We start from the raw sequence: 21,764 nt of genomic DNA on the forward strand, positions 1-21,764 counted from the left end.
TTAAATAGGTATTCCCGTTTCGCGTAAAATATTGTTCAAACTTAATTTGGAATCACTTTTTGCACTCCGATAAGCAATAATATATGCACATTGAATAGGAACCTCTCCTCCTGGAAATGATTTCACTCTTGTACCAGCAACAACTACAGCATTTGGAGGAACAAAACCTCGATATTCTTTTTTCTCCGATGTCGTAACATCATAAATAGGAGTAGAAGAAGTTAATGATACATTTGCAGCCAAAACTGCTCCTTCACTCACAATAGTACCTTCAACAACAATCACCCTACTCCCTAGAAAAGCATTATCTCCAATCATCACAGGCTTAGCATTTTCAGGTTCTAAAACCCCACCTATTCCAACACCACCTGCTACATGAACATTTTTTCCAACTTGTGCACAACTACCCGCGGTAGCCCAAGTATCAATCATTGTACCAAGGCCAACCCAAGCACCTATATTAACAAAACTAGGCATTAAAATGGCACCTTTTGATACATAAGCACCTTCTCGTACAATAGAGCCATAAACAGAGCGAACTCCATAAGCTGCTAAGTCTTTTCGTACATCTAATTTATCGTGGTATCCCAAAGAACCTGCATGTACTCTCTCTTGTCCCATTATTTTTAAATTTCCATTCAACTCCCATTTAAAACTTTCAACAGTTCTAATTTTCATTGCAAATAAAATAGATTGCTTTACCCATGGATGAACAACCCATTCATTTAAATCACGCATTTCAACTTCGCCGCAGTTTGGACCTTCTCCTTTTGGAGAGGCAACCCTTAACGTACCATCTTCAAGATAACGTAAGCATTGATAAATAATTTCTTGAGAAGTTTTTCTTTGTAAAAGTTCATTGTCACTTACAAGTGTTTTAATATTATTTTCTAACTCTTCTAATTCTTGATACGATAATGAAATCATAATTTAATTTCTCCAGAATTTATTTTTGCTTGCCATATTTTTAAACATTCAGATATTTTATCGACAGTTGGAACTAAAGCCATTCTAAAATTCCTGTTACAGGATTCACCAAAAACAGAACCTGGTGTTAGCATAATACCCGTTGTTTCCAAAATTTTATTCACAAATTCAAAATCAGATTGATAAGAATTTGGAACATTACCCCAGACATAAAATGTCGCACAACTAGGTAACACAGAAATATTATTTGTTTTGAAAAAAGCATCAACTAATTCTCTTTTTTTAGCAAATATTTTGTTTCTTTCTCTAACATGATTTGTATCAGACCAAGCTGAAATTGCAGCTTTTTGAATAAAATCAGGAGTACCTAAACCTACATTTAAACGATATTTTGCATATAAAGTTAACAATTCAGAATCACCTGCAATAAATCCAGAACGATATCCTGTCATACCACTTCTTTTACTCAGCGAAAAAAAGCATATAACATTTTTAAAATTTTCTTTACTTGAAATTTCTAGAAAAGAATTAGGACTATCATTTCCTTCATAATACATATCAATATAACATTCATCAGATAGAATTATAATATTATGTTCACAAGCCCATTTATATATTTTTTCCATTTGATTTTTTTTAATTACTGCACCTGTTGGATTATGTGGATAGCATAACCAAATTGCAGCGATTTGATTTGTCAATTCCTGTGGAACTTCACTTGGATCAAAAATATAATTTTTTTCTGTTTTCAATGGATTAACATAAGGAATACCACCAGCTAAAACAGTTCCAGCTTTGTAAACTGGATATCCTGGCTCAGGACTGATAATCATACGACGGATAGAAGAGGAATTTAATATAACATGAGGAATATGAAATATAGCTTCCTTGCTACCATTAGATGAAATAATTTGGTTTTGAGCATTAATATCAATTGATAACCTATTTTTTACCCATTTTGCACAAGTTTGTCTTAATTGCAAACATCCAATATTTTGTGGGTATTGACTTACTGAATCAATATTTTCGATCAAGGCTTTTTTAATAAAATCAGGAGTAGGTTCTTTGGGATCTCCTAAAGTGAAATCGAATACTTCAATATTTTGAGCTTCTAATTTACTTTTTATTTCATCATTTTTTGTTAAACCAAAAGGTCTCAATGCTAATAACCAAGAATTCATTTCATCTAATTTTGTCATACACACCCCGTACAAAAATTTTAAGTACAAAGTTGTATAACTTTTTGTAATCTTAACAGCAAGAGAGTAATATTAACTAGCTGATTTTTTCTTTGGATGTAAATTGCTTAGAAAAAAAAGATAACTATCTGGATTATGATCAAATTCTAAACGATTTTTACAATTAGGACAAAATCTTTCAGGACCATCTTCGTATTTTTTTAATCCTGGTTGGATATCAAAACCTACAACTAAATTGAATATATGTGTAGTATTATCATTTTCACAAACGTAACGCGCATCAAAAGATTCGACATAGGATTTCTTATTTATAAATTCTGGAACCATCGACAATTGATCAACAACAGGAAAGGAACAATTTATATAATGCAGTTCAACATCTTTTAATTTGTCTAAAGCTAAAACCCATTTACGCACACCACTACTGTTTATTCTATGCACACCTTTTAAATCTAAAAATAAAATATCGTGATGCTTTTTATATAATTCACTAAAATCAGCATTTTCATCTACCATTCCTGATATTCTAACGTAGTCATCCTTTTCCCAATCAAAAGACAAGATATTCGTCATGCAGGTTCACCTGTAATACAATTAGAATTCATTCGTTCTATGATATGCGCACAAAACTTAGCAAGTTCTTCTGGCTTATCACAACAAGATATTAAAGTACCTAATCTATGTGATAGAATAGTAGCAATTTCATCGGGTGGCAAAGAATCATTCATGACACCTTTTTTTATTAAATCATCTATTTCCATCGAAAGACGCCATAATCTTACAGTTTCACCATCTGGAGCTTTAAGTTTTGAATTTTGCTTATCTTTTTCTTCTCTTTTTTTAGATAGTTGCACAATTGTTCCCATAACTTCTCCCTTAAGGTTTCTCTCACCATAATAACTTATCGGCTTCCTCTGGCATATTCTTTTTTAGCCATAAGTCTGCGGCATCTTTGACAATAGGGTCCTTAGCTTCTTTTTTTAACTTCTTATAAATATCAAGCACTTGCTTGTCTTGCTGTCCTCTGTTTTTTTCAATCCTTTGAGCATATTGTAACCACTCTTCACCAGCGTTTGCTATTCCCTTAGACTGTAAGTAAGGAAATAAGATTTTGTCATCAAAATTATTATCCGGATTTTTAAGAAAATATGTGAAAATAGCTTTCGCAAATCCTTTTTCGCAATTATATGATTTATCAGCTTTTTTTTCTTGCAAAAGATCTAACCATTCCTTACTTTCCTTTAAAGCTAGTATCTGAAACCAATTTTCTTTGTTGAAATTTGGAGAAGTTCTTAACATCCATGAGCAAAATGTCGGCGAAGAAAAAATTTGGTTAGGTTCTTTAAATAAGTCTTGTGAAACAGCTATATTTAACAGATTATTAGATGATTTTGATGCAAGTAAATCAAATTTTAAAAGTTCTCTTAAAGTCAATAAAGACCAAAAATCTTTATTTAAAATAAAATCAAGCTGAGCTTTTTCTACTTTTACAAGATCTTCTTTCCATTTTTCATTTGATTTTTTTAAACTATTATAAGCTTTTAGAGCATTTTCTACTGATGGATGAAACATCATTTGATAAAACTCAGAATGCAATGGTTCTCCATCACCTCCAACTTCTGACTTCCGCATTTCATTCCAAATGGGAAAATCTTTAATAAATGCACTGCATCTTAAAACTTTTAGTTTTTCTTCTTTTTCCCACTTTAGCCCTTTAACATAGTGATGATTATTTTTCTCTAAGGATAATATGGCCGCCTTATTTTTTTTATAATAATCAAGGAGTTCAAAACAAGCATTTTCTGTAGCTAGAAACGTGCCCACAGAGAGCTCTAACTCTTTTAATCTACTGTCGAAAAGGGGTAAAAACTCACTATCTGGAAATTCTTTTGCATAATTATCTATAGCTTTCTTTTGTTTTAAAGATTTTTCAACTACATTATTCTTATTATCTACTTCTGCTTCAGCCTGTAGGTTGTCCAAATCAACTTTTAACAAACAAGCTTTTGCTTGTTTCTTTAAAAGATCTCTCCCATCTTTAATCTTCTCTTGGACTTTTGCATATTCAACCATACGTGCCCGTTTGCTTAAAGTGTTTTCATATAAGCAAAATAGACGAACTTGAGCATCCGTCGAAACGGGATGGTTATTAAATTTTCTTAAAAGCATTTCATATTTATTTTTGGCTTTATCTCTTTCACCTTGTCTTTCAGCTATTTCAGCTAAGCGCAAATAAGCCCAAGGACCATATTCAGGATCTCCAATTAAATTTGTAAATCTTTCAAATCCCTTTTTTGCAATGTCATAATAACCCAACCAATAAGCAGTTTCTGCTCCATAAAATAAAGAACTTGGAACTTTCATTGCAAAAGGTTTTGAAAAAAGTTCCGCCCATGAATATGATCTTCGTGCCCATCTCAATAAATCTAAATCGAAATAAGCATTAGCAGATAATGTAAAAAGTAATGAAGAAATTTCAGGATGACCCTTTTTTAGAATTCCTGCAGCAATATATTCTAATGCTTTTCCTGGATCTTTGGCAATTAACATAGCAGAAGTTCTGAATAAATCTGAAGCTACTAAAAAGTCGGTATTATTTTTAGGAGATATAAAAACTTCACGTTTTACTAAAGGTCGGTCAACTATCTCAACTGGAGAACCTTCTGGAAGTTTTGGGTAATTAAAATAATCAAAATATTTTTCTAATCTTAAAGCAGCATTAAAAGCTCTCTGCCATAGTAAAATACCTTGATTCATGGCCATTGTATTTGCGTAAACTAATGGCATTACAGTTTGTATCCAAAGTAAAGAATCTAAATGCTCTGGAATGAAAGTTACTTTTGCTTTTTTTGTGCTAATTTTTGTTGAAACTTTGAAATAAACTGGATTTTCAAAAGCGTGTTTATAGACATTTTCTATCACTGTTGTTTTTTGTTTAGGCAAATACAAAGAATCATCTATCTGATTTGCAACATATGCAAAAATAGCTCTAGCCATTGAGTAGTGATCTCCTTCTGTAAATTCTTGAGGAGAAGGAGGGCTTGTCTTTGCATTCCAAATATGTACGTCTTTAATTTCATTTGTGGCTAAATAAAGAAACAGAAATCCATGCATTATATTTACTTGAATTCTAGTAAGCGAATTTATAGGAACATTATCTTTTGCAAGATCCATTTGCAAAAAAAACATACAATCATAAGCCTTTTGCAGACGCTCTTCTAACCAAAACCCTTGGCAAATATTTAGCCTAGAAATGTATTTATCATCACTAATAAAATATCCTAAAACACCTAAATTATAAGCAGGGTAAAATATTTGGAGAGGTGGTCTTTTCAATTCAGGAGGAAATCCATGGATTAAAGATTTTTCTGGATCTTTTTTAGATTCAAACCATCCTTTTGGTAATTCGCCTTTGGTACTACTCAAAAAATCTGCAATAAAATAAAATGATTGATAAATTTTATTGCGAACATCTTCAGGTGGCATCTTTTCAAACGATTTGCTAGACATTTTCTCAATTTTTTTTAAGTCATCTTTATTTTCAGGGATGATATCTTCTGGAAGAAAAAGAGTTGGCCATTGTTGAGCAAACAAAAATTGCACGCCTATCAGTAGATTTAAAGTACTTATTATGAATAACTTTTTTATAATCTTAAAGAGCATCAGCAAGTCCTAATGTTATGCTAATGTCTTTCGGATCAAAATTTAAAAAAATACTCTAGATAATTATGTCTTAGGGCAATCATTTCCCTCTTCTTTAATAATCTGCTTTGAAAAACAGTGTACTGAATTTTCAAAATTGGAATGTTCAGTGCTTTTTGAATAATTTTTTATGAGAGTTAATACATCTTCAATTTTTTCTTTAACAATGATTCTTGCACCGTTCATTACGGTTATGGTAGTGTCTGGAATTGATTCTATCCATTGAATGTTCATGTGATTTAAATAAATATTTGATCCATCGATTCTAGTCAGCTTAATCACTTGAATCCTCCTTTTAATTTGAATAACTTACCTATCATACTAATATATTTATAATGTATGTTAAACATCACAGTATTTTTTCTCATATATGCAAAGCATACATGAGAAGTAAATTTATGTGAATTTTCAAATTTTTTGCATTATTTTTTTAGGAATTTTGTAAAAATATGCCCTTAAATATCATTAATAAAGTATTTATTACATACATTAATAGTAATTTTTTAAACATACATTTTCATAACATTCAAAAGAATGCTTCAATATGGCATTGCTGAGAAGTTCTATAGAAAAAAAAGTTTTTCCTTTGCAAGTTCATTTTTTTTATCATAATTCCATTCTTGAAACAAAGTTTTATTTAAAATTCTAATTCTTTGTTCTCCTTTTTCTTTTGAGGAATTTTTTAATTATGAAAAAAAATATTTCTTTAAGCATTCCAAAAATTGGTAATGAAGTAACAGTTATTTTTGGGATGAATGACAAACCACTTGGAAATGTATTTCATTTTGATGATGGTCTTGTTTCTGAAAATACTATTGGATTTCTAACTGAATATGGTCTTACACCAAACAACCCAGAATATAAAAAAATTTCAGGAGTTTTAAAGATTGTAAAAGAGCATATGCTTTTTCGCGTTTCTGGTGAAATAATATTTGAACCACTTCTTGAATGTGTACGTTCACTAACAGAATTTAGAGCTAAAATTTCAGCACCAATAAACTGTTTTTTCACTCCTAAATCTGTTCAGGAAAAAGCTAAAATTAATACATTTAAAGGAAGTAATACAAAGGATGAAGAAGAAGATTTGGAAATAAGTATCGAAGAACTTGAAAATTATTTTTATAGTGGAAGTTTTTTAGTTCTTGATGAAATGTTAATAGATTCATTATATTGCGCAATTCCAGAATTACCTCTTTGCAGAGAAAATTGTTTAGGTCTTTGTTCTGAATGTGGTGAAGAATTAAACTTAACTGATTTAAATGGCAAAACAAGAACTGTCGCACATAAAAAAAACTGCAGTCATTTTAAAAAGTTGCATTAATAGGCATTTCAAGTTCTTTTTCCGCCATAATTTAATTTCTGTAAAATATTAACTATTTATCTAAAACTATTCATTATTTATAAAAAATTCTCCGAAAAGAAATTAAGGTTTTCCTTCATTTGGAATGAGGGTATCGTATGCACTTTTTGAAGAAATTAGCAGAAAAATGGGGAGTAAAATTAGTTATTTTATCTCTTTTCGCTGTTCCTTTTTCTGTTTCTGCTAGTGAAGAAGTGTTTGAATATACTGTACAACCAAATGATAATCTTTCTACCATACTCCAAAAACTTTCCTTAAAACCTATCTATGGAAAGAATGGTTCTTTAGCAGAAGTTTTAAAATTAAATCCTGAGAAGCAAGAAAGTGAAGGAAATTGTATTTATGCTGGTGAAGTCATACTTTTACCAAAAAGTATGCTGACAAAAGAGAAGCTAAATCTTGAATTAAAAAAAGAAATTGGGAAACAAACTGAAATTAAAAAAACAAATGAAAACAATAATGTAAAGGCGACTTTACAACCTAAAGAACCAAAAGTTCCCGTTCAAAAAAATGAAACTGTAGTAATCCAGCAACATAAAGAACCAAAAGTTCCCGTGCAAAAAAGTGAAACTGTAGTAACCCAGCAACCTAAAGAACCAAAAGTTCCCGTGCAAAAAAATGAAACTGTAGTAATCCAGCAACCTAAAGAACCAAAAGTTCCCGTGCAAAAAAGTGAAACTGCAGTAATCCAACAACCTAAAGAACCAAAAGTTCCCGTGCAAAAAAATGAAACAATTTATACTCAACAAGCTAAGTCTGCCACAGATATAAAACCAGCTTCTTTTGAAAACAAAAATGCAGAAAAAGAGCAATCCCTACAAAATAAGTTTTCAAAGCCGAATGCTATAATTACAAACATTCTGCCAAATGATAAAGAAAATAAACCTAACTTCAATAAGCTAAATGAAATCTTGATTTCAAATTCGAAAGATCGTTCTAGTAATCAAGTAACTAAACAAAGCTTAGAATTTGCTAATTCATCCAAAATAGAAAACCATCTGTTTTCTTCTCAAAAAACAATTTTACTAGCTATGCCTCTAAAAAAACAAGAAATAAGCAGAGAAGATAATTTAAGCAGTTCTTCTACAAAAAGCTCTCCTGTTTCAAATTCTTATTTCCGTAAGGAAGTTTTTCTTTCAGATGAAAATAGTTGCGATATATTTCCAAGCTGTAAATTTTGGTTATGGGACTTAAATAATAAATGCTGCAATCCCAAAAAACCTTTTTTTATGTTAACAAATGATAGTTCTTTAAAGTAATTTTATAAATTTTTAGTTTAATCGTTGTAATAAAAAGAATATCCAACCTTTTAATTGTTGCCACATAGTCAAAGAATTTTCTTTCGATGTAATGTGCAATCCTAAAAAAATGGCTAGAAAAATAAGACACCAGAATAAAATAAAATGTAAATTACTTCGAAAAAATTGAAAAATAATTTTTTTTCTAAGATTTTTAAATTCAGAATAAAAAAGTTTCTGCGGTGAGTCCCACTCAGCTACATATTTTTCAAATAAATTTTTTTCAAGCTGAGAAAAATAGTGTTGAGTATTTTTTGCATCAATAGCTGCTAATTCATATGGATCACACTTTTCTAATAGCCAACTAACTCTAAGTTGTTTAATTTCTTCAGCAACAGCAACTATAAATCTTTCCTTAAATTTTGAGAAAAATAGAATAGAAAAAAGCCCATGAAAAGGCTTTTTATTTGATATTATAGAATACTTTTTTAGCAATCTTTGGAAAAAATCACTAATTTCTACTGAATCAGATTTAACATACGAAAACATTGCGACTTTAATCAGTGCATTGGTTTCTGTATCACAAAAGTCCACTTCATAACCTATTAAATCGATAGGATTCGATTTCCTTTGAATATGATACTTTTTGCTTATTGTACTTGAACTTAAATTCACAAGAGATCTATCTCACTAAAATTGCTTAAACCACTCACCTCGGGCAAATACTCTATATCGTTCTTAGGAACAAGTACTTGTCGCTCAGCACCTCTAACATGAGTCACATATCGGGAACACTCTTTATGTGAATTATCTTTAAAAGGGGCGTGCGGGCATACAGACCCACATGCAGACTTCACTCCACAGACATCACTTAAAATTAATTTTCCCTCAGAATCAACTAATCCTTGCTTAACATGATAGGGGCAACGACTTTCTTTCATAATTCACCCTACAAAAGGAAGTTAAAAAAAAAGATTTGCATGCAAAAATAAATTTTGCACAGACAAAAATGACACTTATTTAAGCTTTATTTGCTTTAAACTGAGTAAAGCATAATGAATTTACCTAGTCAAATTTTTTCCAATGCAAAATAATAATATTATCTTAACTTTATGCGTCATTTTTTTGTTTTCATTAAAATATGGACAAAGACAAAAAAATTGTGATCAAAATTAAAAACTATATCAAACAAATAAAAAATAATTTATTTCAAATCGGCATATTACTTTTTTTTTCTTTCAATTTTCTTAAGAAAGTATTTTAATAATGATTTTTAATAATGAGTGCTCAACTTTAACTAGTGAAGAGTTATGGTTTTTGCAAACAAATTTAAGTATTAAAGAATTAAATAGGGTTCAAAATTTTCTCTCAAACCATTTTAATTACAATTCAAGCTCATATAGTTTAGAAAAAATAACTAAAAAATGCAATTTAAATATCAATTTCGAATGTATTGATAAAAAAGAATCTAATAAAAAAATTATTCCCTATTATCATCTAGAAAAAATAATTCATAGAAAATGGGAGCATCCTTGTTTACTTGCATATCAATATTGCGGAAATTTACAAATTTTAGAAAAACCAAAAATCGGTATCATTGGATCTAGAAAACCAACATTTTATGGCAGAAAAATAGCTGCGGATTTTTCTAAAGAACTTACAATTGCAGGAAATACTATTATTTCAGGGGGCGCCATAGGAATCGATTCTATTGCAAATTCTGTTGCATTTGAATATGGAAGTTCTTGTGCAATTGTAGGGTCTGGATTAAATCAATTATATCCAGCCTCAAATATCAATTTATTTAATAAAATGATGAATTCAGAGAATGCTTTAATTATGAGTGAATTTCATCAATATAGTGGAGCAAAAAAATGGAATTTTCCACGAAGGAATATATCAATTGCTGCAATATGTGATTTTTTATTGGTAGTTGAAGCTGGTAAAACAAGTGGAAGTTTAATTACAGCGCATGCCGCTTTAGATTTAGGTTGTCACGTGGGAGCTATTCCAGGTGATATAACTAGCTCAAATAGTGATGGTTGCAATCAACTTATAAAAAACGGGGCTTATTGTATACAATCACCAAAAGATGTCTTAGATATAATAAATTCTCTTAGCTATCTATATTCTTAGAGAAGAATTTGCTTCTTTCTTTGTAAGGAAATTACATGAAAAAAGAATTTTTTGAGCATTCTATGTTTCTATGTAATTATAAAATTATAACAGAATTCATTCAGCATTATTCTGAATATTCTTGTGCAAAAGATATCCATTGGTCGATCGTTTGTGAAAGAAAAGAAGATTTAATTACATTTCGTAATCAAATCTTCCATGAATTAAAAAAATTAAACCGAAATAATAATAAATCTGTATATGGCATTTCTATGTATACATTGGATAATTTAGCCAGAAATTTTTGTGCATCAATCTCAACTAGCGATAAAAATATTCTAAATCATATTCCAAATTTTATTTTACAACCATATTTAGATGTAATTAATCAAGAGAAATATATTGAATACTCTTTAAAAATGTTTAATTATTTTAATAATGATTCTCTGCCAATTGCAAAACAAATTCTATCTTTGATAGATATAAATTGGCCTGAAAGCACATCGCTAGCTAGTTTACTTTTTGACACACAAAGTAAAGATCAAATTAAAAGTGTTCAAGAAATAAATGAAATTTCATTAAAACAAATTTTAGCTACATATCAGTATTGTAAAGAGGGAATAAGTAATTTTAGTAGACTACAATCCTTAGTAAAAAATTATTTAAATATTGATTTTATTGAACATCTTTATAAATTTGAGACAAAATTAATTTTACCTAATAACTTTCTAAAAAGTAATATCATTTGGATTTGTGCTCCTGAATTTGCTACAAACCACAACAATCAATTAAATATTGAAGAAAATAATTATGACTTAATTAATACTATTAGACCAGGTAATTTTCAAAGCTATGTTGTTGATGACTTAAGAAGCTCTATTATAAAAACAAAGGAAATTTTAAATTATAAGAATACATTTTTTTGGACAAATAGAACTATTATTAAAGATTCATTCAATGATATAAAGCTAAATAGCGACAATATTTTTTTCAAAATTGCTAATAATAATCATTGTTTTATAAAAAAAGTAGATGAAGTGTTAGAATCCGAAAATTCTTTTAAAATACTTGCTGACTATGATCCAGGAAATTTAAAATTATATACACCATGCGCTTCTGGTAAGTATCCAATCAATGAAAGCATGATAGAAAACTGGGATTCCAACAATCAAAATTATTTTAAATTTCAAGAAATTTATCCGCAACTAGATAAATATTATAATGAATTTATTGAATATATTTCATTAGTAGAGAATATTGAAAAAATAGAAAAAATTGCTGATATTTATTCAATAAAAACAAAAATTAATAATAATTTTATTCTATCACTACTTAAAAATTTTCTATCACAACAAACTGTGCAAATTGGTGAACCACATTCCGTAAATAGTCTTCCTAAAGCTCTATCATTTTTTAATTCAGACACTTTTCCAAATAATATTTTTTGCATAGGAAGAGCTCATGCGGCAACAAACTCAAGTTTTAATGTAAAAGTTTTAAACAATGCCATAACTTTATTAAGAAAAAATGGTGTGCCAATTGATCTTCCTGCAAGTGAAATTATGTACAAAGGCTTTTGGAAAAATATATGCAACTCTTCAATACCAATATCATTTCTATTAAATTCTGTTGATGAAATGGAAAAATTTCCTCCCTATATTGTTTTAAATAAAAATGTTGAATTTTTTGGTGAAAAGTTAAATTTTACTTCTATAAATAGCTTAAAGAAAAAACTAAATGAAAATTTGCAAAATAAAAACTGGGAAGAATTTTTATTAAAGAATAAAAATAGAATATCTATTACTAGCTTTGAAAAATATATTAATTGTCCATTAAATTTTTATTTACAAGAAGTTCTTAAATTAAAAAAAGAAAAAGATATTTATTTAAAATCTGATCCTTTGGTAATTGGAAGTAAAATGCATTTAGTTTGTGAACAACTTATTTCACGCTTAGTAACAATACTTGGAAATTCAAATTACAATAAATTAATGCCTAAAATTTATGAAGAAATTATAATGCATCTAAAAAATGAAAAACTTTTTATTTCGCAATCAATCCAAGAATGGAAATTATGCTTCAAAGATATTTTGATAAAATATGGATATATATTTTTTGATCAAATATTTTCTGCCTTTGAAGAAGCGATTGAATTAATCTGGAATACAAATGAAAATTCTTTTCAAGCAATACAAGATAGAGAAATATTGAAAAGAACTTTTTATCGCTTTATTTTTATAGAAAAAGAACTCGCTTTAGAGAATTCTAACTCTCTAGTCGGAATTGAAAGAGAAAGACCTATTCAAATAGATATTGCTGGAATATCTTTTGTTGGAAAAATTGATAGAATTGACTGCACTTCAGAAGGTATTAAAATTATTGATTATAAAACAGCTAATATTCCTAAAACTGAAAAAAAACTTGCACTTCTTCCTTCTGAGTTAAAAAAACCAAATAGTAAATCTGCTAAACTTAGTGTTCAAGGAGCTCTATACTGCCTAGCCTGGGCTGACAAACATTTATTTGAAGATGATGGGGAAAACTTAAATAGAAACCAAATAACTTCTTTTGCATTATTTCACTTGAAAAATCTGGATACATCCCAAAATCCCATCTTAAATTATGAATTTCTTAATCCTTTAAAAAAAGATAATAAAATTTTTTATGAAATGTTAAATGAATATTCAGAATATGTAGAAAAATTAAAGCAGGGATATTTCCAACCTTCTCCTCTAAAAGAAACATATTGCAATTTTTGCGACTACAAAAATATTTGTCCTGCAAAAGTTAATAATATAAATTCTGATGAATCTTCTGTCGAGCAAATTAATTAGCAGAGGTTTTTATGCGTAGTTTTACTGAAGAACAAAATAAATGCATTCATTTTTTTCCGAATTATACAGCAAGCAAAAAACATCTCTTAATTGAAGCTGGTGCAGGCGCAGGAAAAACAGCCGTTCTTCTAGAAAGAGTAAAATGGCTGCTTTTGACTAAAAAAATTGACCCAGCTCGTTTATTCATTGTAACTTTTTCAAATGATGCTGCACAGCAAATCAAGGCACGAATTGAGAATGATTTTTCGAAAGAATATTTCTTAAATGATGCTTTAAGTTTAATACATATATCTACAATTGATAGTTTTTTTTCAGATCTTGTAAATTGTATTTATCCTACTTGGTGGGAAAAAAATCAGTCTAATAATAAGTTTAAAATGCCACCTAAATTACAACTCATTGAAGAAGAAGTAATCCAAGATGATCTTAAAAAATCAATCAAAAAATATTTTTTAAATAGCAATCTAAATCAAAAAGAGTTAGTAATAGCTATAGACTTTTTGCTGTCAGGAGCATTAAATACTGGTTTCTTACAGACTTCTAGTACTTTTAGTTTTATTCTAAAAGCTCTTTGCAATGATACTTTTCTCGCCACATCTCATGAAAATATTAGAATAGCTGCAAGAAATATGCATCCGGCAACTCAAGTTTTGCTTAAAGATTTTCATACCCTTGCACGCAAGGAGTATTTAAAGCGTATACAAAGGGGAGAATTTAGCTATGCTGATAGAACTTTATTTCTAAAAGAAGAACTACAGTCAAATATTCCAATAAAAATTCAAGAATTAATTGTTGATGAATACCAAGATACCAACCATATTCAGCATGACATTTTATATCACTTAGTGCAAATGAATAATGCTAGAATGATTGTTGTGGGAGATCCTAAACAAAGTATTTATGGATTTAGAAATGCTTCTGTTGATGTTTTTCAAGGTTTAAAAAAACATATCAACTGGGAACATTTAGAGCTGAAAAAAAACTTTCGCTCAGATCCCTCATTGCTAAATAAAATAAACTCTTTATCAAAAATTACGTTTGATTGGAATAACCCAAGGTTCCCAGTAGAATTCAAAGAATCTTATTTTTATAAAGAAGCATTAAAAAAATATATTTCTGAAAATGCTCTAGATGCAGGAAAAACAATTGAAGAAAATATAATTCATGTTGAAAAATTAAATATTGTTACATGTTCATTAAATACTTCAAGATTAAATAACTCTGATGAAGAATTAAATAAAAAAATTAATTCTATAAATTTAGAAAATTATTCATTGCAGTGTTATGTCGAATTTATAAAGCACTGGAAAAAAACTGTCGCCTGTGACTGGAATGAAATGGTTATTTTATGTGAAGAAAATGCAGATATTTTAAAAATTTATAATTTTCTAAAGCTACATAGTATTCCAGTAAATATTTCTGTGGAAAAAAATAATACGTTAGATACTATTTTAGAATATAGTGTTTCTTTATCATTAGTAAAATTTCTAGTTGACGAAAACGATGATTATGATCTATTTATGATATTGATTAGTCCAATTTGCAAAATAAACTTTGAAGAAATAGAAAGTTTCTTTCTCGACAAAAAATTTAAATCAAAAAAAATTAGTGATATATTAGCAGTTATTGAAAAGTATAAATTAATTGCAAAAGATAATTTTTTATATGCATGGCAAGAATTAAGATGGGAATTATTTTATTTATTTAATCATAAATGCGACGACATACATTCTATGTATTTTATTATTAACATGGATAATTTTGCAGAAGCTTTGGTAAAAAAACTTTCATATCATGAATTTTCGTTTGAATTAGAGAAAAAAATTAAAAATAATTTAATAGAAAATACTCAATTAAAAGAAAAAAAGAAGAAAGAACAAATCATACCTCATGAATTAGAACAGTGGGGCATAAGAAATTTAAATAATAAATTACTTGAACTAGAAAATTCTTTAGAGCTAAAAACAGTACACAAAGCAAAAGGCCTTGAATGGAAACATGTATTCTTTTACCCTAAAAATGGTCGAGTAAAGCCAAGTGGCAAATTTGTTACTGCAATTTCTGAACGATTTATTGATATTACTTGGTTACAAGACGATATTGAAAATATGTCAATATTGCAAAGAGTAAAAAATGAGAAATTTAATGCAGAAGATTATTTTGAGGAATACAACTCAAAAGGCAATTTAAAAGAAAAGTATTTTTATCCAGAATTAAGGAAACAAGCTGAATTAGATTTTGAACGTCAAAGGGTGTTTTATACTGCATTTACTAGGGCAATATCATCACTAACTATCTTTCAAGCAAAAAGACATTCCCAAAAAAGATTTGGTCTACGTGACGATTTATCAGATTATACTAGTAGTGATATTATTCCTTCTCAGAAATATCTTGAAGAAGAAATATTAATAAAATTTTTAAGAAGTAATTTTAATCTTACATCAGAAAAAATAAAACAAGGAAGGAAACAAATTACTCTAGAGCAAAAGCCTCCTTGGTTTCAAACAAATGAAAACTTTCCCATTCCTATTAAAAGCAATGAAAATTCCTTTTCATATTATGACTTCGGCCCTCAATTTATACATTTTTGTAACTTTGATAGTAACGAAAGAAATACTGATGAAAAACCTCTAATTTCCTCAAATTTTATTAATAAATTTCATTTCCAAGCTACTAGCGTTTATAGAAAAACTTCTAATTTAGATATACTAAACAACATATCAGAAGAAAAAACTGAGAAATTTAAGACTAATAATATATATGAATTGATTCAGAAAAAAATGAAAGAAAGAAAATCTATTTCACGGGGCATATTATATCATGCGGCTATAGAAAATAAACCTGCAAAAATTAATTCGCTCCAATATTCTATTAAATTACATGCCAAAAAAATCTACCATGAACTTGAAGTTTGGAAAGAAACAGAACCTGTGAATTTTTTTACAATGACTCAAAGGAATATCCTTGATTTTGTAGCTATTATTCCAATTGATAAATTGTCTTTTCTCCCATTCATTCCTACATTTAAAACAATAGATAATCAACTTTTTAGTTTAGAGGAATTACAACTAAGCTCACAGAACAAAAATTTAGTATGGCTTATTGACTATAAAACGGGTTTACCTGATGAATCACATATTGAGCAAATAATAAATTATATGGAAATAATTAGTCAACTCAATTTGCAAGAGCTAAATTACCCTTATGATATCATTGCCTCGATCTGTTACCCTAAGAAATTAATTCCAGATTTATTTACTTTGGGTTCAAGTTCTGTAAGTTTAAATTTTTTTGATTTCTCAAACAAAGAAAGTATCTGCTTTCTATTGAGAAAAAATTCCTACTAGATTTCCGACATTTCTTTTTGACCCAAAGAGAAAAAAAAGTAAGAATTTTATTAAATCAATATTATAAGGACAATAATGTCTGCAGTTTGCTTTTACATAACAGAAAATTTAAGCAAAATTCTTAACCAGAATCAACTGGATGCCATTGAGCTTGCCTGTAAAAACACCTCGCATGTGATACAAAAAAATATCCCTAACACCGAGATCGTTTCAAAATTTGATAAATCTGGCAATGAATATATTTTATGTGATGGCGTTGATTTTTTATTTTTTGTCAATAAAGCAAAAGATTTTATCACAGAAAATCTAATTTTGATGCCAAACGAAAAAGAACTTTCTATTTTTGAAAAATACAAAGAAGAAATGAAAAAAATAAGATTTTTAATAGGTTTAATCCATCAAGAACTATTAAAAACTGTTATTATCCAAATCCTATCTTTCAAAAAAAATAAAGCAAAAAATATTATCCAAAATTTATCATTGAAATCACCTGAAACTTATGAACAATCTATTGAACATTCTTCTGAAAGAGTCATCATTCAAAGTAAAGTTGCTGATTTCTTTTCTCAACTCATTCAGCAGAAAAAAGATAAGCTGGTAGCAGGATCTGCATCTTATGCAAAAATTTTAAGTGATATTGTTGATGAGTTTCTAATGAATGCCATCTGGGATGCTTGCCCCGCTCGCAGCAATATTGATAGAACCCAAGCTGTTGCATTAGAAGAAAATGAGAAAATTGAATTAAAATGCTTATTTTCTGATACAACACTTGTATTAAGTGTAGAAGATAAATTTGGTACATTTAAAGGTGAAGGAATTGCTAAATATATTAGATTTGGTGTTGGGTATAAAGAAACAGAGCCCATTCAAGAAGGTTACCCTGGTGCAGGATTAGGAATTTTCATGATCCTCCAAAAAATTGGAATTCTCATCTTTGAAGTTGAGAAAGGAAAACTTACCAGAGCCACAGTGGTAGCTAGAGGGGATCAATCCATCCGCGATGTTCAACGCAAACCAAAAACGGTTTTATTTTTTGAAAAATAATTAATGTTTGCAACCTTGAGCACAAACATGCCGCATAGCCAAACGCGCTGCACGAGCAGAGGGGGAATCGTTTTTTGAATTTAAAGCTTGGAAAGGGTCAGATGTTTTTTCCTGACTTGATTTAGACGTGGATAAACTAAAATTAGTCACACTACGATGAACCGCATGCCCACATGTTGGACAACTCTTCAATGGTTCATCTTTAAAAGATTGTATAGATTCAAAATAACAGCAATCACTAACAGGTTCATCTAAAGACCAAATAGTGGGTTCATAAACATATATAGGCAATTTCTTAACCTTTCTATTCCTAGAGCTATTCTTGGAAGGAATTAAAACAGCATACTAGTTTTTTTTAAATTAAATGCTACATTTTTGCAAACAAAAGAATCTGATTGATTCTTTTCCTTCTTTTAATTAAAGGCAGTTGAAAGTGAATTCACAAATATTAAATCTTGAAGACAACTTAAAAATTTTTGAAAAATATGCAGCAGACTACAGTAATGGAATTCCCCATTCACTAACCATAGATTTTAAAAAGCATAAAGGTCATATTATTTTTTCTGGTTTAGTGCATGGGAACGAAACAGGTTCATTGCCAGCTATTATTAAAATCATTGAAGATCTTCTCTCTCACAAAATAACATATGGTGGGAAAATATCATTTTTCTTGGGAAACATTCCTGCTGCGCGCCAAAATGTTCGTTTTATCGAAATGGATTTAAACAGAAGTTTTGGTACAAAAAATTCTTTTTCTAATACTATAGAAGCAAAAAGAGCTGCAGAGCTCACACCTTTACTGCAACAAGCTGATATTTATTATGATTTTCATCAAACTATTATGCCATGTTTAAGACCATTTTATATTTTTGAGATGGATCTTCAAAGTTACTATTGGGCAAGATCAACTGGTATATCGAATACATATGTAACGAGAAAAAAAGGAGCGGCTTTTTCAAATTTAGGGATGTGTACAGATGAATATGTTCGCTCATTGCAAAAGGTAGGAATTACTATTGAACTTGGAGAAAAAGGGTTCCATACTAGTGCTGCTCTTTTTGCATATTGGATAATGAAAAGAGCTATTAAAAACATGGATTTAGTATTCCTGCACCATTGCTCCATTAAAAAATTAGCTCACAAAAATGATGATTTTGAATTCATGCAAATTAAATACAAGGAAAAATTTGATCATCCAACAAAACGACTTCATCAAGGACTTAGTAACTTTAAATATATAGAAAAAAATGAAAATATTGGCTTTGATAACTTAAATAAACCTTTATTAGCACCTTTAAGTGGAAATATTTTATTTCCAAAATACCCTACTCGCGATGAAAATCACCAAGCAAAACAGCCCTTACCTGGAGAACTATTTGTGATAGCACAAAAAATGAATTTTCATCCATTAAAATGGACTTATTCTTATAAATCAAGAGCAAATCCTAATCGCAAACCAAATTCTAAGTAATTTAAATTAATTGGTGAAGTTTTTAGATAAAAAGAATTATAATATAAACTTGTATTGAAAGACCATTCTGTTTTTTTGAAAATAAATTCGGGACCAAATTCATAGCCAAAACCATTTACACTTCCATAATTAGGTACTTGAACAGGTATGATGGCATTACAAACTCCATATACATTAAATTCGACATGATCTGTATAAAAAATATGAAATCCAAATGTTGCATTTAACTTAGGTAATAAAATTGTTTCTATCACTGTTGTCTTAGAATTCAGGGCTCTAAATGCAATTAAACCACCATATTGAAATTCAGGTTTTAAATATATTTTCTCTATTACATCATATTTTAATCCAAAAATTGCATTTACAATTCTATTTAAGGAATTATATACATTTATTCCAGCTGTTGATGATGAAACTTGCAAAACGGAATAATTCATTTTTTGAAAGGTTTTTAAATTTGGGCTCCAATTTTCAGTTAATCCAAATTCCTGTAAAGTAACAGCTTTAAAAAGAATTGTCTGAGAAATATTATAATTTTTATCTGTCCCAGAAATTTGATAGTAATGAATATTTCCATTTAATTCATAAGAAAAAAAATTGTCACTACTTACTTTATTCGTTCTATTATCAAAAGATAAAATTGATTTTTGAGCCATTTCATTTTCCATTTCATTCTTTAAATCATTTTTTTCTTCAGGATTTAATGTCATTTCATTCTCTGGTGTTTTCAACTCTGGATTGGCTACATTATTCTCTGGTGTTTTCAACTCTGGATTGGCTATATTATTCTCTGGTTTAACAATTTCTATATCCTTAAACTCTTTTAAATGATTTTGATCTTTAGAATTTATTATTGAACCTGAATTATCTATTGCATTTATTTCATTTTGCGCATAACAAGGTTGCAAAATTAAAAAAACAAGGAATATTATATTTAATTTAGAGAAAATAAATTGTATTATTAAAAGTATACAATTCATTAATTCTCTCCTATAGGAAATGTTATTTCAGCAATTAAGCCAAAATTCGATTCATTAGATGTCACATCAGAAGTTATTATATTTTTATTTAAGTAATAAATTTTTGTAGTAAAATCAAAATTTTCAAATCCTTTCAACAGAGAAAAATTAATTTCATAGCCATTTCCAAATCCATTTGTATTTGTTAAACTTAAAGATGCTATATAGCCTATTTCAGTAAATATATCAAGCAATTTTGTTTTATAAAAGTGAATTCCCAAGTACAATGAGTTATTAAAAGTATAAATACTTTGTAAGTTAGAATTATTACTATAAGGTTTATAAATAACATCTTTTCCAATATTAATTTTTTCATGTATATGCAAGTATTTCATTAATTGATAATTTAATCCTAAATTTAATCCATAGAGTAAAACAGGATTTCCGGATATATTATAATAACTACTATTTAAAAAATCTAAATATGATAATTCTAAAGAAGAATAAGTAGCAAAATTTTCATTCCAATTTTTTAAATAACTTAAACCTAAAGTTGGACTTAATGAAGTATAAAGAACATTATCAGTATTATTAGTTGTATTATATTCATGGTATGTATAATATGCTGTTGCTATATTTAATTTTAAATTATTTTCATGATAAGCTAAAAGAAATGATGGAATTTCTACTATATTTGACATTCCTAATTCTTTATCCGCATTGATAGCTTTAACCTGGTATTGATATATTTTATTTCCAGTAATATTCAAATCAGAAAATGTATTCTCAAAAGTATTTATTAAAATAGGCTTAAATTCATCTTCATTTTTAAATTTACGAAGTAAGATATATTTAATATTGCTATTATCTTCTAGTCCTTCCCATTCTAAATGTATTTTTTTATCGTTTAACATCCCTTTTAAACTAGTATAAAATAATGGTTTATAAACTATTTTAAATTCATTTGAGTTTAAAATAAAACCATTTCCATCTTTAACGGTAACTATATATTTATATTCCTTTTCTAAAAACAAATCTTTATCTTTAAATTCTTTAATAGTTAAATTTTCTTCTATAATTTTAAATTCATTCTCTTCAACAAAAGCTCTTTTTACATCATATTTATATTCACTACTTTCAGGAGAAATATCCCATTTTAAAATAATAGCGTTTTTTTCTAAAATGCCACTAAGAATCAAAATGGGTTGTTTTTTTTGAACTTCCTTTTCTTCTTGAGTATTGTCAATAGCAATTATATTTTTGCCTTTTCGGGTTTTAAAAGCTGGTATTTTTATTTTTTCTCTTGGAAAAATTAAATTTCCTTTTGATTTCTTTTTTTTTGGATTTAAATCTAATGTTCTTTTTAATGATCCATTTTTCCCAAAAATAGGATTTAATTTATATCTTTTTAAGATTTTAAATAATGTGTCATTCTTTTTTACAGTATATATAATATAATTTTGCTTTTTTGCATATGCTTCATTCTTCAAAGAAAAGTGAAAGATAGTCAGTATTATTAAAATTTTAAGAAATAAATTTTTTATCTTGAGCAATTCTCAATCCTTTTT

At 28.4% G+C, this 21,764-nt stretch carries 18 protein-coding genes; 7 read left to right on the plus strand and 11 right to left on the minus strand.

Annotated elements, in window-relative coordinates; all coding sequences use genetic code 11:
* From GOY08_RS05940 to GOY08_RS05965, 6 genes are all read right to left on the minus strand, one after another.
* Nucleotides 1-927 (minus strand): 2,3,4,5-tetrahydropyridine-2,6-dicarboxylate N-succinyltransferase, encoded by a 927-nt coding sequence (locus tag GOY08_RS05940; RefSeq protein ID WP_158997943.1) that lies wholly within the window; start codon nucleotides 925-927, stop codon nucleotides 1-3.
* On the minus strand, nucleotides 924-2,126 hold the full coding sequence (locus tag GOY08_RS05945; RefSeq protein WP_158997944.1) for an aminotransferase class I/II-fold pyridoxal phosphate-dependent enzyme: 1,203 nt from the start codon (nucleotides 2,124-2,126) through the stop codon (nucleotides 924-926). Before GOY08_RS05945 ends, GOY08_RS05940 begins: the two co-directional genes overlap by 4 nt.
* 72 nt (nucleotides 2,127-2,198) lie before the next feature.
* The gene (locus GOY08_RS05950) at nucleotides 2,199-2,699 is read right to left on the minus strand and encodes a hypothetical protein (RefSeq protein WP_158997945.1); all 501 of its coding nucleotides are present in this window, start codon (nucleotides 2,697-2,699) and stop codon (nucleotides 2,199-2,201) included.
* Nucleotides 2,696-2,992, minus strand: a complete 297-nt coding sequence (locus tag GOY08_RS05955) for a hypothetical protein (RefSeq protein WP_158997946.1) — start codon at nucleotides 2,990-2,992, stop codon at nucleotides 2,696-2,698. Before GOY08_RS05955 ends, GOY08_RS05950 begins: the two co-directional genes overlap by 4 nt.
* A 22-nt stretch (nucleotides 2,993-3,014) precedes the next feature.
* Nucleotides 3,015-5,720: a tetratricopeptide repeat protein gene (locus tag GOY08_RS05960; protein ID WP_158997947.1), complete on the minus strand. Its 2,706-nt coding sequence runs from the start codon at nucleotides 5,718-5,720 to the stop codon at nucleotides 3,015-3,017.
* Nucleotides 5,721-5,852: 132 nt separating this feature from the next.
* Nucleotides 5,853-6,110 carry a flagellar FlbD family protein gene (locus GOY08_RS05965; RefSeq protein ID WP_158997948.1) on the minus strand — a complete coding sequence of 86 codons (258 nt, stop codon included), beginning with the start codon at nucleotides 6,108-6,110 and terminating at the stop codon, nucleotides 5,853-5,855.
* A gap of 406 nt (nucleotides 6,111-6,516) precedes the next feature.
* On the opposite strand from GOY08_RS05965, the gene GOY08_RS05970 reads away from it, so the two are divergent.
* Nucleotides 6,517-7,149 (plus strand): YceD family protein, encoded by a 633-nt coding sequence (locus GOY08_RS05970; protein ID WP_158997949.1) that lies wholly within the window; start codon nucleotides 6,517-6,519, stop codon nucleotides 7,147-7,149.
* Nucleotides 7,150-7,286: 137 nt separating this feature from the next.
* Nucleotides 7,287-8,447, plus strand: a complete 1,161-nt coding sequence (locus GOY08_RS05975; protein WP_158997950.1) for a hypothetical protein — start codon at nucleotides 7,287-7,289, stop codon at nucleotides 8,445-8,447.
* A 12-nt stretch (nucleotides 8,448-8,459) separates the two neighbouring features.
* Here GOY08_RS05975 and GOY08_RS05980 read toward each other — a convergent pair whose 3' ends face one another.
* Together GOY08_RS05980 and GOY08_RS05985 are read right to left on the minus strand one after the other, a co-directional pair.
* Nucleotides 8,460-9,101 (minus strand): hypothetical protein, encoded by a 642-nt coding sequence (locus tag GOY08_RS05980; RefSeq protein ID WP_158997951.1) that lies wholly within the window; start codon nucleotides 9,099-9,101, stop codon nucleotides 8,460-8,462.
* Nucleotides 9,098-9,367, minus strand: a complete 270-nt coding sequence (locus GOY08_RS05985; protein WP_158997952.1) for a hypothetical protein — start codon at nucleotides 9,365-9,367, stop codon at nucleotides 9,098-9,100. Before GOY08_RS05985 ends, GOY08_RS05980 begins: the two co-directional genes overlap by 4 nt.
* 325 nt (nucleotides 9,368-9,692) lie before the next feature.
* Here GOY08_RS05985 and GOY08_RS05990 point away from each other — a divergent pair, with 325 nt between their 5' ends.
* The 4 genes from GOY08_RS05990 (at nucleotide 9,693) to GOY08_RS06005 (ending at nucleotide 17,766) form a co-directional block, all read left to right on the plus strand.
* Complete coding sequence (locus GOY08_RS05990) at nucleotides 9,693-10,562, plus strand: DNA-processing protein DprA (RefSeq protein WP_158997953.1); 870 nt, start codon at nucleotides 9,693-9,695, stop codon at nucleotides 10,560-10,562.
* Nucleotides 10,563-10,597: 35 nt separating this feature from the next.
* On the plus strand, nucleotides 10,598-13,375 hold the full coding sequence (locus GOY08_RS05995; RefSeq protein WP_158997954.1) for a PD-(D/E)XK nuclease family protein: 2,778 nt from the start codon (nucleotides 10,598-10,600) through the stop codon (nucleotides 13,373-13,375).
* 11 nt (nucleotides 13,376-13,386) lie between these two features.
* Nucleotides 13,387-16,722, plus strand: a complete 3,336-nt coding sequence (locus GOY08_RS06000; protein ID WP_158997955.1) for a UvrD-helicase domain-containing protein — start codon at nucleotides 13,387-13,389, stop codon at nucleotides 16,720-16,722.
* Between the two features lie 75 nt (nucleotides 16,723-16,797).
* Nucleotides 16,798-17,766: a hypothetical protein gene (locus GOY08_RS06005; RefSeq protein ID WP_158997956.1), complete on the plus strand. Its 969-nt coding sequence runs from the start codon at nucleotides 16,798-16,800 to the stop codon at nucleotides 17,764-17,766.
* Here GOY08_RS06005 and GOY08_RS06010 read toward each other — a convergent pair whose 3' ends face one another.
* The gene (locus GOY08_RS06010; protein WP_158997957.1) at nucleotides 17,767-18,057 is read right to left on the minus strand and encodes an FmdB family zinc ribbon protein; all 291 of its coding nucleotides are present in this window, start codon (nucleotides 18,055-18,057) and stop codon (nucleotides 17,767-17,769) included.
* 142 nt (nucleotides 18,058-18,199) lie between these two features.
* Between GOY08_RS06010 and GOY08_RS06015 the strand changes: the two genes are divergently transcribed.
* Nucleotides 18,200-19,237: a M14 family metallopeptidase gene (locus GOY08_RS06015; RefSeq protein WP_158997958.1), complete on the plus strand. Its 1,038-nt coding sequence runs from the start codon at nucleotides 18,200-18,202 to the stop codon at nucleotides 19,235-19,237.
* Here the strand turns inward: GOY08_RS06015 and GOY08_RS06020 are convergent.
* Nucleotides 19,192-20,217, minus strand: coding sequence for a hypothetical protein (locus GOY08_RS06020; RefSeq protein ID WP_158997959.1), 1,026 nt, complete (start codon nucleotides 20,215-20,217; stop codon nucleotides 19,192-19,194). The two genes, GOY08_RS06015 and GOY08_RS06020, sit on opposite strands and share 46 nt — an antisense overlap.
* Entirely contained in the window at nucleotides 20,217-21,749 is a 1,533-nt protein-coding gene (locus GOY08_RS06025; RefSeq protein ID WP_158997960.1) for a LysM peptidoglycan-binding domain-containing protein, read from the minus strand. Before GOY08_RS06025 ends, GOY08_RS06020 begins: the two co-directional genes overlap by 1 nt.
* Nucleotides 21,750-21,764 lie beyond the last annotated feature (15 nt).

The organism is Pigmentibacter ruber (genome assembly GCF_009792895.1).
Taxonomy (GTDB): Bacteria; Bdellovibrionota_B; Oligoflexia; order Silvanigrellales; family Silvanigrellaceae; genus Silvanigrella; species Silvanigrella rubra.